Annotated in this window: 12 protein-coding genes; 10 read left to right on the top strand and 2 right to left on the bottom strand. The window is 38.7% G+C overall.

Annotation, left to right across the window (positions count from 1 at the left end):
* Positions 1-5: 5 nt before the first annotated feature.
* Entirely contained in the window at positions 6-1286 is a 1281-nt protein-coding gene (locus FLUTA_RS19625) for a hemolysin family protein (RefSeq protein ID WP_071841683.1), read from the bottom strand.
* Complete coding sequence (locus tag FLUTA_RS19620; protein ID WP_013688653.1) at positions 1287-2486, bottom strand: pyridoxal phosphate-dependent aminotransferase; 1200 nt, start codon at positions 2484-2486, stop codon at positions 1287-1289.
* Between the two features lie 75 nt (positions 2487-2561).
* On the opposite strand from FLUTA_RS19620, the gene FLUTA_RS19615 reads away from it, so the two are divergent.
* The 10 genes from FLUTA_RS19615 (at position 2562) to FLUTA_RS19570 (ending at position 13133) form a co-directional block, all read left to right on the top strand.
* The gene (locus FLUTA_RS19615; protein WP_052301411.1) at positions 2562-3347 is read left to right on the top strand and encodes a M15 family metallopeptidase; all 786 of its coding nucleotides are present in this window, start codon (positions 2562-2564) and stop codon (positions 3345-3347) included.
* A gap of 64 nt (positions 3348-3411) precedes the next feature.
* Complete coding sequence (locus tag FLUTA_RS19610) at positions 3412-4071, top strand: DUF2490 domain-containing protein (protein ID WP_013688651.1); 660 nt, start codon at positions 3412-3414, stop codon at positions 4069-4071.
* Positions 4072-4086: 15 nt separating this feature from the next.
* On the top strand, positions 4087-4542 hold the full coding sequence (locus FLUTA_RS19605) for an RrF2 family transcriptional regulator (protein WP_013688650.1): 456 nt from the start codon (positions 4087-4089) through the stop codon (positions 4540-4542).
* A gap of 268 nt (positions 4543-4810) precedes the next feature.
* Positions 4811-5683 carry an aldo/keto reductase gene (locus tag FLUTA_RS19600; RefSeq protein WP_013688649.1) on the top strand — a complete coding sequence of 291 codons (873 nt, stop codon included), beginning with the start codon at positions 4811-4813 and terminating at the stop codon, positions 5681-5683.
* A gap of 2 nt (positions 5684-5685) precedes the next feature.
* Positions 5686-7797 carry a HEPN domain-containing protein gene (locus FLUTA_RS19595; protein ID WP_013688648.1) on the top strand — a complete coding sequence of 704 codons (2112 nt, stop codon included), beginning with the start codon at positions 5686-5688 and terminating at the stop codon, positions 7795-7797.
* The gene (gene cobA / locus FLUTA_RS19590) at positions 7787-8560 is read left to right on the top strand and encodes a uroporphyrinogen-III C-methyltransferase (protein WP_013688647.1); all 774 of its coding nucleotides are present in this window, start codon (positions 7787-7789) and stop codon (positions 8558-8560) included. The genes FLUTA_RS19595 and cobA overlap by 11 nt, the downstream gene beginning before the upstream one ends.
* The gene (locus FLUTA_RS19585) at positions 8560-10044 is read left to right on the top strand and encodes a TSUP family transporter (protein ID WP_013688646.1); all 1485 of its coding nucleotides are present in this window, start codon (positions 8560-8562) and stop codon (positions 10042-10044) included. The genes cobA and FLUTA_RS19585 overlap by 1 nt, the downstream gene beginning before the upstream one ends.
* A gap of 3 nt (positions 10045-10047) precedes the next feature.
* Positions 10048-10734, top strand: a complete 687-nt coding sequence (locus tag FLUTA_RS19580) for a phosphoadenylyl-sulfate reductase (RefSeq protein ID WP_013688645.1) — start codon at positions 10048-10050, stop codon at positions 10732-10734.
* A 152-nt stretch (positions 10735-10886) separates the two neighbouring features.
* Positions 10887-11786, top strand: a complete 900-nt coding sequence (gene cysD, locus FLUTA_RS19575) for a sulfate adenylyltransferase subunit CysD (protein WP_013688644.1) — start codon at positions 10887-10889, stop codon at positions 11784-11786.
* 105 nt (positions 11787-11891) lie between these two features.
* Complete coding sequence (locus tag FLUTA_RS19570; RefSeq protein ID WP_013688643.1) at positions 11892-13133, top strand: sulfate adenylyltransferase subunit 1; 1242 nt, start codon at positions 11892-11894, stop codon at positions 13131-13133.
* Positions 13134-13238 lie beyond the last annotated feature (105 nt).

Below are 13238 nucleotides of genomic sequence, written 5' to 3'. Positions count from 1 at the left end.
GGAGTTTAATCCTCGGCCTCAATCTCTTTAATGATCAGCTTATCAATCCGCGCTCCATCCATGTCTACTACCTCAATCTCAAAGTTTAACCAATGAAATTTCTGACCAGTAGAAGGAACACTTCTCGATTCATTCAAGACCAATCCACCAATTGTTGTGAAATTCAGTTCAGAAGAATTGTCTTCCAAACCAAACTGACGAAAGAATTCGGCAATTGGATATTGACCATCAATTAACCAAGAACCATCTTCACGTTGAATAAATTCAAATTCTTCTGCGTAGAAGTCATTAAAATCACCTACAAGTGCTTGTAATAAGTCGTTTAATGTTACAATTCCTTGTGTTTGACCAAATTCATCTGTTATGATCCCATAATGTGTCTTAGACTCTTTAAAATGGACTAAAGCTTCATAAGCAGAAATGTTTTCCATCAAAAATTGAGGTTTCAACATGAGTTTTTTCAACTCAAAATCATCGTGGTTGATTGTTCTAAATAAATCTTTTAGCAATACAACACCTAAAACTTGTTCGCGCTCTTCGTCAAAAATCGGATACACAGAGTGCATTTCTTTTTCTACTTGTTCGCGAACTTCCTCTTTGGTATCGTGAATATCGATGAAAATTACATCATTTCGATGCGTCATTAAAGAACTAATGTTGCGATCACCTAAATGAAAAACGCGTTCCACAATATCTTGTTCAATTTCTTGAACTTCACCTCCGTCTGTACCTTCTTGAATGATGGCCTTAATTTCTTCCTCGGTTACTTTTCCATCCGAAGATTGCTTGATTCGCAATACTTTGAGTAGTAAATCCGAAGTAATTGTCAATAACCAAACAAATGGAGCTGTGATTTTTGAAATAATGAGCATTGGTCGAGCCATTGTTTTTGCAATCCCTTCGGGATTCGTTAAACCAATGCGTTTCGGAACCAATTCACCCAAGACCAATGAAAAGAAAGTAATGATTACAACAACTGAAGTGACTGCTAAAAAATGAGCGTACTGCTTTGTCAAAACAAAGCCTTGATAAAAGCCTTCAATGTCGGTTGTCATTTTTTCTCCTGAGAAAATACCCGTTAAAATTCCAATTAACGTAATTCCAATTTGGACTGTTGAAAGGAATTTATTTGGTGCATTCAAGGTTTCAATAACCAGTTTTGCACTTTTGTCACCTCTTTTTGCGGCGGCGTCCAACTTAGATTTTCGAGCGGATACCGTAGCAATTTCTGCCATGGAAAAAACACCATTCAGGATAATTAAAAAGAGGATTATGAGTAGTTCCATTTAGCGTATTGTTCCAGGATAAACTTCCAATGCCTTCTCTAGACAAATCACTGCTTTTTTCAATGAATCTTGATTTAATACGTAAGCAATACGTGCTTCTTGCATTCCTGCACCAGGTGTGGAGTAAAAGCCATTTGCTGGAGCCATCATTACCGTCTGACCTTCAAATTCGAAATCTTCTAATAACCACTGACAGAATTTTTCTGCATTATCCACCGGGAATTTTGCAACGCAATAAAAAGCACCGCTTGGTTTTGGACAAAATACCCCTGGAATGTTATTCAATCCATCAACCATAATGTTTCGACGTTGAACATATTCAGCAACTACGTCATCAAAATAAGATTGCGGAGTGTTTAAAGCAGCTTCAGAAGCAATCTGATCTACTGTTGGAGGAGAAAGTCTCGCTTGTCCAAATTTCAAGGCTGCAGCCATTACTTCTTGGTTTTTAGAAACCAATGCTCCGATTCGTGCTCCACACATCGAATAACGCTTGGAAACAGAATCAATCATAATAACGTTATTCTCAATGCCCTCTAAGTTCAAAACAGAGAAAGGTTGAGCTCCATCGTAGCAAAACTCGCGGTAAACTTCATCAGCAAACAAGAATAAATCATGTTTCTTAACGATATCACGTAATTGCTCTAATTCTTCTTTACTGTATAAATATCCGGTTGGATTTCCAGGATTACAAATAACGATTGCTTTTGTTTTTGAAGTGATTTTTGCTTCAATTTCAGATACTGGGGGCAAAGCAAATCCTGATTCAATAGTTGATGTAACAGGAATAACGGTTAGTCCAGCGGTTACTGCAAATCCATTGTAGTTTGCGTAAAAGGGCTCAGGAATAATCACTTCGTCACCTGGATTACAAGTGGTCATGAATCCAAAAATCAATGCTTCAGATCCACCAGTTGTGATAATGATATCTTCTGTATTTACTGGAAGACCTCCTAAACGATATGTTTCAGCTAATTTTGTTCTGTAAGATTCAAAACCCGCTGAGTGACTGTATTCAATAACCTTATGATCAAAGTTGCGAATAGCATCTAAAGCTACTTTCGGAGTCTCAATATCCGGCTGACCAATGTTTAAGTGGTAAACAGTTTTTCCTGCTTTTTTAGCTTTTTCAGCATAAGGAACCAATTTACGAATTGGTGAAGCAGGCATGTCAATGGCTTTCTGAGCAATTTTTGGCATTTCTTAATATTATTTTGGGGACAACAAATGTACAGTAAATGTTGACATGTGCGTAAAAATCCTAATTTTTACAGGATGAAAAGAATGGAATTTTTACTTCTAAGTGGTTTATTGATTAGCGCTTGCTCGGAATCAGTGAAGTCAGAACAATCTCTAAAGGTTGATTTTGGATCAAATAAATCTGATTCAGATGCTTTGTCCGATGAAAAAAATGCACGGAAACTGGATGTTTCTAAAGAGGAATACATTCTTCACAAAGAAGATACACTTGTATGCGTTGATCATTTCAATAAAAATATTTGGTGGGAATTAAAGTATGCGACCGAAGATAATTTCATGCACCGCGTTTTGTATGATACGATGCAAAAGGTTTATGTTCAGATAGATGTTGCAAGAAGATTGGCAAAATCACAAGAATACTTGACAGGAAGAAACTCGGATTACCATTTATTGGTTTATGATGGATTGAGACCTTTGAGTGTTCAATGGGAAATGTGGAATGCATTGGATACCATTCCAGCTTTCGAAAGAGGAAAGTTTGTAAGTAATCCGAAAAATGGAAGTGTTCACAATTACGGAGCGGCAGTAGATCTAACAATTTGTATGTCGAATAAGAAGCCATTAGACATGGGGGCGGAGTATGATGATATTCGCAAAATTGCTTATCCATCTTTGGAATCTGAATTTTTAGCAACAGGAGAAATTAGTCAAGCTCAAATAGATAACCGCAAATTGCTCAGAAGAGCGTTGAAAAGTCAAGGATTTTCGAATATTCCTACCGAATGGTGGCATTTCAATGCTTTTCCTAGACCAATTGTAAAAGGGAAATATCAACTTGTTACAAGAGAGCTTGTGGAATAATTTATTAAATCTTTTTATTCCATAGGATAAGTAGATTAATAAAATCTCTTATTAAATTTGTCCCATGAAAATGATACTCATGGGGAATTTATTCCTTTATTGTGCTGTTTGTTTTGGTCAGGATAAATACACAACAAACACTTGGTTGCTATCACAGTTCCGTTTGGATTTTAAAAGGTATCTCCATGTGGTGGAATTAGGTCACAGAAGACAAGACTCATTCTTCAACAATCATAGACAAAGTCTCTTTCGATATACATTGAGTTATCAAGCCAATTCAAAAAGAACTGGTTTTGGAGGAGGAATAGCAAGCTTCATTCATGAAAGGAAAGAGGCTAGAGGATTAGAAACGGAAATAAGACCCTTTCTACAAGTTACTCAGCTTTTCCCATTAAAAAACAAACAGTTTCAACTAAGACTCAGGAATGAATTTCGCTTTTTTGATGGATCAACTAAAGATCAGAATCGAATGCGATTTCAGGTGCTTTTTTCACACTCGCTGATTTCCGAATTCAATACAAAATTGGTTTATTTCAGTGAATGGTTTTATATCTGCGGAAATGTTAAGCCATGGGAATGGAGAGGTGGGATTTCAATCCAACAAAAAGTTTGTAAGAAATGGAAATTAGGAGCAGGATATATCTATCAAAATAATGAGAGTGGTGCGATTAGGAATATTCATATTATTCAGGTTTCCGGAATTTACGAACTCCTATTAAATTAGTAGTATATTTGTTTTATGATACCAAAGAGATCCAAATATGCCATTCAGGCCCTGAAGTGTTTAGCGAAAGTATATCGCGATAAAAAACATTTGTCCATTGCAACGATTGCGGAAGAAGAAAATATCCCACGGAAATTTCTAGAGGCGATACTTTTACAACTGCGAAATGGTGGTATGGTTGGGAGTAAGATGGGAGCGAATGGCGGGTATTTTCTGGTAAAACATCCAGATGAAATTGTCTTGAGTAGCATCATTCGCGTAACTGGTGGACCAATCGCGTTGTTGCCATGTGTGAGCTTAAATTTTTACGAAGAATGCATCGAATGCCCGCATGAAGAACTCTGTGGCTTGCATGATGTGATGCTTGAAGTACGGGAAGCGAGCATTCATATTTTGTCTAAGACAAGTTTGGCAGATTTAATTTTGCGTGAAAAAAAACTAATGAGAAAATCTGAAAGCAAACGTAAATAGGGTGTTTTTTGATTTTAATTCCTACTTGTCCGATAGGAGTAATGGAAAATAAATTCACTTTTGCTTGTCCATTTTAAATCTAGCCCTTTACTTTGCACTATCAAATTAAAAAAGAGATGATTCAAAAGAACTTCATGCTTCAAATGCAGATGTGCTGTATGTCCCAAAAGGAAATGCGGAAGGAATAGTTATAAATTAACAGTGAGTTATGACCCTTCTTTCGCTTGTCGAAAGAAGGGTTTTTTATTGTCATTAAGTAAAGAAAAAAATGAAAAAAGTATATATCAACGAATATGGTCCAAGAGTTTCAGCTGCGGTTTACGGTTTCTGGAGATGGACAGAAGAGGATTTGGCGGATTCAAAGAAATTCAAAGAAATTGTTTTGTTTACGCGGGAATTGGGAATCGACACTTATGATTTAAGTTCGAGTGGAGGACAATTGGAAACTCAATTCGGTAAATTAATTGAATCAGGAGCGATTAACCAATCAGAATTGATTCTTTCCACAAAAGTTGGACAACGAGAATACTCTGGAGCTTATGGTAGTGGAATTTACTATGATTTAAGCCCGCAACACATTACAAAAAGTGTAGAACAATCCTTGAGTCGCTTGAAACGAGATAAAATTGATATTCTCATCTTGGAGAATTTTGATTTTCTTTCCAATTTTGAACAAACTGCTTCGGCATTATTGAAATTGCAGCGTAGTGGAAAAATCTCATACATAGGTGTTTCGAACTTCAATGTGTTTCAACAACGTCTGCTTTCTGCATCTCTTTCACAACCCATTATAACCAATCATTTGGAGTTAAATCTCCTTCAATCTGAAGCCCTGCACGATGGAAGATTTGATTTTATTCGAGAGCAACACAGTCGTGCCTTAGCCTTTTCTCCTTTGGCTGATGGTAGGATCTTATTGGGAGAAGATGCTCAGGCAGTCAAATTGCGTTTGGCATTGATTGAAATAGGAAAGAAATACGAAGCGAATGTGGAACAGGTAGCCGTTGCTTGGTTGAATAAATTAGGCGCCTTGCCAATTATTGGTAGTAAGGAAAAGCGTCGTATTCAAAATGCGGCAACGGCGCATACATTTGAATTGACTCAGGAAGACTGGTACTTTCTTTACAATGCCACAAAGTAATCATGGAAAGTTTTAGAACCGAGTATGAGCTTCAGGTGGAAGCGAAAAAACTACGGGTGGAAAAGGATATTCTTGAATTGGGAGATAAAATTGCCGCATTCAAGGATGGAAAAATCCCAGATGATAAATTTCGCTCACTGAGATTGGCTCGTGGTGTTTACGGACAACGACAGTTAGGAGTGCAAATGATTCGGATCAAACTTCCTTATGGGAAATTGAGTTCCAATCAATTGCGCAGAATCGCACAGGTTAGCGATGAATACAGTACGGGAAGATTGCATATTACAACCCGACAAGACATCCAGATTCATCATGTCTCATTGGATAGAACTCCTCAATTGTGGTCCGATTTGGAAAAAGACGATGTGACTTTGCGTGAAGCTTGCGGAAATACAGTTCGAAATGTCACTGCAAGCGACAATGCGGGAATCAATCCGAATGAATTATTTGACGTGACTCCTTATGCCGAACAGGTATTTCAATACTTTTTGCGGAAACCTTTCGGACAGGAATTGGGGCGCAAGATCAAAATCGCCTTTAGTTCCGATGATCAGGATGATGCATTTACTTTCATTCATGATTTTGGTTTTATTCCTCGAATCAAACTTCAAGGTAAATTGCAAGTAAAAGGTTTCAAAGTTCTGATAGGTGGTGGATTAGGGGCTCAACCTTTCCTAGCTCATGTTGCGTATGAATTTCTTTCCGAATCAGAAATCATTCCGTTTATTGAAGCTTCCATTCGCATTTTCGACCGCTATGGCGAACGGAACAGTCGTAACAAGGCCCGAATGAAATACCTGATTTCTAAAATCGGTTTGGAAACTTTTTTAGAATTAGTAGGTAAAGAAAAAGAAGCCGTTCAATTCGATTTGAATAGAGATCAGGTTAAACCGTTAACTGAATTTGAATACGAAGAACAGACAGCTGTTGAACGAGACGATTTGTATACATCTGATTTGGTTTACAACCAATGGATTCGAACGAATGTATTTCTACAAAAACAACCAGGTTATCTGGCTGTTTTTGTGAAAGTTCCCTTGGGCGATTTTTATACCGATCAGGCGCGTTCTTTAGCCTATTTGTTGGATAGTTTGAATCTTCCTGAATTGCGTTTTACGATTAATCAGAATATCCAGATAAGAGGAGTGAAACCCGAACAGTTATCACCCATTTATTTGCAATTGGAACAGTTGAATCTGATCGGATCAGGATATGGTGGTTTGACAGATATCACAGCTTGTCCTGGAACAGATACCTGTAATCTGGGAATTTCAAACAGTACGAATGTCGCTTTGGAACTGGAATCATTTATTCGTACCAATTATCCAAAACTCATTGAAGAAACGGGCATCAGAATCAAGATAAGCGGATGTATGAATTCATGTGGTCAGCATGGTTTGGCTCACATCGGTTTCCACGGCAGTTCCATTAAAACAAAGGAAGGAACACTTCCAGCTTTACAAGTATTATTGGGAGGAGGACAAACGGGAGCTGGAACCGGAAGAATTGCTGAGAAAGTGATCAAAGTACCCAGCAAGCGCATCTTGAAAGTTGTTCAGTCAATTTTAGATGATTACCTCCAATTTCATGAGAATGACGAAGCCTTCAATGCCTATTACGACAAACAGGGAAATACCTATTTCTATAACCTGCTGAAACCCTTAACGGATTTGAATCAGGTGGAATTGGAAGAATACTTGGATTGGGGACAAAATGAACGCTTCGCAACGGCAATCGGAGTAGGAGAATGTGCCGGAGTAATCATTGACCTGGTTGGCACCTTGTTTTTTGATGCAGAAGAAAAATTGTTTTCTGCTCAGGAAGCATGGATAGAGAATCGTTACGCTGATTCAATCTATTACGGGTATGCAGCAGCGGTCCATTCGGCAAAAGCAAAGTTGATTGAAAAAGGAATCAGATGTAATTCGCAACATGGAATCCTGACAGATTTCGATACGCATTTGGGAGCAGATTTCGGTTATTCCGACTCGAATTTGTTTAGCGATTTTGTATTGAGAATTAACAAGGAAAAAGCTTCGAAAGTCTTTGCGAAGGCCTATTTGAATGAAATAGAAGAATTGATAACGAAATTGAAAGTGAAAAATGAGTACTAGGGAAAATCCAACTATTTCATTGGTCGGGGCAGGACCCGGTGATGTTGAACTGATTTCGGTAAAAGGACTGAATCGCTTGAAAAAAGCAAAGGTGGTGCTTTATGATGCTTTGGTGAATGAAGAATTACTGACTTATGCTCCAACTGCGAAAAAGATTTTTGTTGGCAAGCGTTTAGGTTTTAAAGCCTATGAACAGGAGCAAATCAATCAATTGATGGTGGATTCTGCAATTGAATTCGGACATGTGGTTCGCTTAAAGGGCGGGGATTCCTTTGTTTTCGGTAGAGGAATGGAGGAAATACTATTTGCAAGAGAACATCAGATTCCGACGGAAGTAATACCGGGAATCTCCAGCTCTATTTCAGTTCCGGCTTTGGCTGAAATCCCGGTAACACACAGAGGAATCAGTAATTCGTTTTTGGTTCTCTCAGCTACATTAGCGGATGGATCGTTGAATCCAGAGTTAGAAAAAGCAAGAGAACTCAATGCAACAATCGTCATTCTGATGGGAATTGCTCAGCTTCCGAAAATTGTGGAGTTGTATCAATTAGCAAACAAAGGAGAAATACCGGTTTCGATTATTTACAACGGATCATTGGAAACGCAGAAGGAAGTCTTTGGAACAATTGATACGATTGTCGCTCAAAATGAGCAAGCTTCCGCTTCAGGTCCTGGTGTGATTGTTATTGGTGAAGTTGTTTCCTTGGCGAGTAATTATCAAGCGAAAGTTTATTCGGAATCTAGTAGTAGTTGTTGTATCTGATGAGAGAAGTAGCAGAGCAAAACGAATTGTTTCCAGTATTCTTGAAAACCAATGAACTGCAAGTTTTACTGGTTGGCGGTGGGGCGGTGGCTTTGGAAAAACTCAAGGCGTTGTTGACCAACTCACCGCATACCACGGTATCTGTTATAGCACTGGATTTTAGCGAATCGTTTATTGATTTTGCGGAAAGACACGAGCAGGTCTATCTAGAAAACAGGGCCTTTGAGGAAGACGATGTGAAAGGGAAGCAATTGGTAATAACTGCCCTGAATGATTTAGAATTATCTGCTTCCTTGAAAACAATCAGTAATGAGGCCGGCATTTTGTACAACGCAGCAGACAAACCGGAATTGTGTGACTTTTATTTGGGATCAGTCGTTAAAAAGGGAAATGTGAAAATCGGCATTTCCACTAATGGAAAATCACCCACTTTGGCAAAAAGACTCAAGGAATTGTTTGACGAAAATTTGCCTGAAGAACTGGATGATTCTGCGTTGTATCTGAATCAGTTTCGGGAGTATCTCAAAGGGGATTTTACAGATAAGATAAAGAAACTCAACAAGGCAACGGCAAGTTTGTTGGTGAATCCGAAAAGACCGTGGTATTTCTTTTCTCCATGGAAATTGTTGGCCTATTTCTGTGGAATAGTGGGAGTTTTACTCACCGGACATTTGCTCTTTACCTTAATTCCACTGGAAAGCATTTGGAATTCAGCTTCTGGAATGGTTGATTCATTGACCATTGATTTTGCTTACTTCATTTTGGCCGGATTTGTAGCTCAAATGATCGACGGAGCATTAGGAATGGCGTACGGAGTTAGTGCAACTACTTTTTTATTGTCGTACGGGATTACGCCGGCAGTTTCAAGTATGGCTGTACATGCTTCCGAAATATTTACAAGCGGAGTTTCCGGAATCATGCATTTGCGCTTCGGAAATGTGAATAACCGTTTGTTCAAATCGATCCTGATTCCTGGGGTTTTAGGTGCGATTGTAGGAGCGTATGTATTGTCTGAATTTGAATCATACAATGAGATCATCAAACCGATCGTAAGTGCTTACACCTTGTTTTTGGGAGGATTGATCATATACAAGGTACTTCGCAAGAAACAAGCACGAAAGAAAGTGACCAAAGTAGGTTGGCTGGGACTTTTAGGAGGTTTTTTAGATTCCATAGGCGGTGGAGGCTGGGGCCCCGTCGTTTCTTCAACCCTGATCGCTCGTGGAAAGCACCCGAGAATGATTGTCGGATCGGTGAATCTGGCTGAGTTTTTCGTGTCTCTGGCTAGTTCCTTTACTTTTTTCACAGTCATCGGTACATCCAATGTGTGGCAACCGATTGCCGGATTGGTTTTAGGAGGAGTTTGTGCAGCGCCTATTGCTGCTTATCTGGCGTCCAAGTTGAATATTAAAGCAATGATGTTGTTTGTTGGAATTGTAGTAGTAATAGTCAGTTTACGCAATTTTCTGACGCTAATATTTTAAAAAATGATTGAAAAAATAAAGGCAATAGCTTATACGAATCTGGAAGATTATTTGTCCCGGATTGCTTCGATTGAAAGAGTGAAAGTAGCTTTTTCCTCTAGTTTGAGCTGGGAAGATCAAGTACTGACTCATGCCATTTATTCACAAGAGTTACCCATCCGTGTATTTACATTGGATACTGGACGCTTGTTTCCGGAAACATACAGTGTGATCGAATCTACTCGTCAGCGATACCAAAAGAAACTGGAGGTTTATTTTCCTCAGTCACAAGCTGTAGAAAATCTACTCACAGAGAAAGGCCCGCTTAGTTTTTATGAATCACTGGAAAACCGCAAAGAATGTTGTTTCATTCGGAAAGTTGAACCATTGAATCGGGCTTTGAAAGATGTGGACGTATGGATCACCGGACTGCGTGCGGATCATTCTGAAAACAGGGCTGGTTTGGAATTGGTCGAGTGGGATGAGCAACGGAGAATAGTGAAGGTAAACCCATTGGCAAATTGGAGTTTGGAAGAAGTGAAAGAGTACATCAAACAATACAACATTCCATATAATGTTTTGCAGGATAAAGGATTTATAAGTTTGGGATGTCAACCCTGTACGCGCGCTATCCGTGAAGGAGAATCATTTCGCGCCGGAAGATGGTGGTGGGAAGATAATTCAAAGAAAGAATGCGGACTGCATAGTTAATTACGAATTACGTCCCGATAGCTATCGGGATACGAATTACGAATGATTGACTTATGATCACTTTAAAACATTGAATATTTTTTAATTAGGAATTAGGAATTAGGAATTAGGAATTAGGAATTAGGAATTAGGAATTAGGAATTAGGAATTATATGAAAGATTATTTAGATGAATTAGAGGCGGAAGCCATTTACATTCTGAGAGAAGTGGCAGGTCAATTTGACCGACCGGCTTTATTGTTCTCAGGAGGAAAGGATAGTATTTGTCTGGTGCATTTGGCATTGAAGGCATTCAGACCTGGAAAGTTTCCTTTTCCATTGGTTCATGTAGACACGGGACATAATTTTCAGGAAGCGCTTGATTTCAGAGATACATTAGCTAAAGAATTGGGAGAACAATTAATTGTTCGAAATGTGGGGGATACCATTACCAAAAACAAATTGCAGGATGGCAAAGGAAAATTTCCAAGCAGAAATGCATTACAGACTCATACTCTACTTGAAGTCATTGAGGAATTCGAGTTTGATGCCTGTATTGGCGGAGCAAGAAGAGATGAGGAAAAAGCAAGGGCAAAAGAGCGTGTGTTTTCTGTAAGAGATGAATTTGGTCAATGGGATCCCAAATTGCAACGACCTGAGTTGTGGAGTATTTACAATGGTAAAATTGATAAAGGTGAAAACGTACGTGTGTTCCCAATTAGTAATTGGACGGAATTGGATGTATGGAATTACATCAAACGCGAAAACATTCAATTGCCCAAAATTTATTTTACACACGAGCGCGAATGCGTGGTAACCGAACATGGTCAGCTGATGGCAAATAATGAATTTCTGAATTTGGATGGAACAGATCAAATTGTGACTAAAAAAGTTCGGTATCGCACGGTTGGGGATATGACATGCACAGCTGCAGTTGAAAGTGAAGCTTACACCGTGGATGATATCATTGCTGAAATTTCAGATGCGAAGATCTCAGAACGAGGAGCAACTCGCATGGACGATCGGGTTTCAGAAGCAGCAATGGAAGACAGAAAAAAAGGAGGGTATTTTTAAGTGTTAATTAGCAATTATCAATTTTGAAATAGGATCTAGCTTCCCCCTTTGGAAGGGGATTGAGGGGGGAGGATTCAACATTGATAATACATAATTTTAAAAAAAATGGATTTATTACGATTTTTTACGGCAGGAAATGTAGACGATGGAAAGAGTACCTTAATCGGGCGCTTACTTTACGATAGTGAATCAATTTCTACTGATATTATAGAAACACTGACTCGTCAGAGTAAAACAACTGGTGATAACACTACAATCGATTTGGCTTTATTGACAGATGGTTTACGTGCAGAACGAGAACAAGGGATTACAATCGACGTGGCTTACAAGTATTTTTCTACGGACAAACGCAAGTTTATCATTGCAGATACTCCTGGACATGCACAATACACGCGGAACATGTTCACAGGAGCTTCAACAGCGCAGTTGGCAATTGTTCTGGTGGATGCACGAAATGGCATTACGGATCAAACGAAACGGCACAGCATTATCTCTGCAACACTTGGAATTCCAAAGGTATTGTTGTGTATCAATAAAATGGATTTGGTGGCTTACAGTGAAGATCGTTTCAATGAAATTGTTTCCGAGTATCAAGCATTTGCAGAACTAATCGGTTTGAAACAGGTCGATTTTATCCCAACTTCCGCTTTAGCTGGTGATAATGTGGTTTATCGTTCAGAAAAACTGAGCTGGTATAAGGGATTGCCTTTATTGGAGTATTTGGAAACAGTAGAAATGGATGATGGAAATTTGAAAGAGAAATCACGCTTTCAGGTACAGATTGTCATTCGTCCCCAAACGGAAGCATTGCATGATTACAGAGGTTATGCGGGAAGTGTCTTGAGCGGACACTTTCAGGTAGGAGATGAGGTGACCATTTTACCTTCTGGAGCACAAACACGAATAAGTAAAATAGAGTCTAATTTGAAGGAAGTAGAGACTGCGGTGAAAAACCAACCGGTTGTTTTGCATTTGGAGGATAATTTGGACATCAGTCGAGGGAATACCATTGTCCCTAGAAATGAACTTCCTCAAACCGAGAAGTCATTGCATGCTACGATTTGTTGGATGGATAGCTTTGCATTTAATTCAGGACAAAAATTTTTATTGCAGCAAAATAGTTTTCGCACAAAAGCAATGATCAAAGAAATTCATTCGAAGATTGACATTCACAGTTTTCAAGATCTTGGAAGTGATGGGAGTCTTCACTTAAATGAATTGGCAAAGGTTTCCATTAAAACTGCAGACGGAGTTAGTTTCGACTTATTCAAACAATTGCCGAAAACGGGAGCTTTTATTCTAATCAATGAAAACACGAATCAAACAGTGGCAGCAGGAGTCATTTAGAAAGTTCAACCAATGTTCAAAGAGGCTCAAAAAGTTTAAAATGAAATAGTATTTGAACTATTGAACTATTGAACTATTGAACTATTGAACTATTGAACTATTGAA

This window comes from Fluviicola taffensis DSM 16823, assembly GCF_000194605.1.
Taxonomy (GTDB): domain Bacteria; phylum Bacteroidota; class Bacteroidia; order Flavobacteriales_D; family Crocinitomicaceae; genus Fluviicola; species Fluviicola taffensis.
This window is presented reverse-complemented; position numbering and strand designations above follow the sequence as displayed.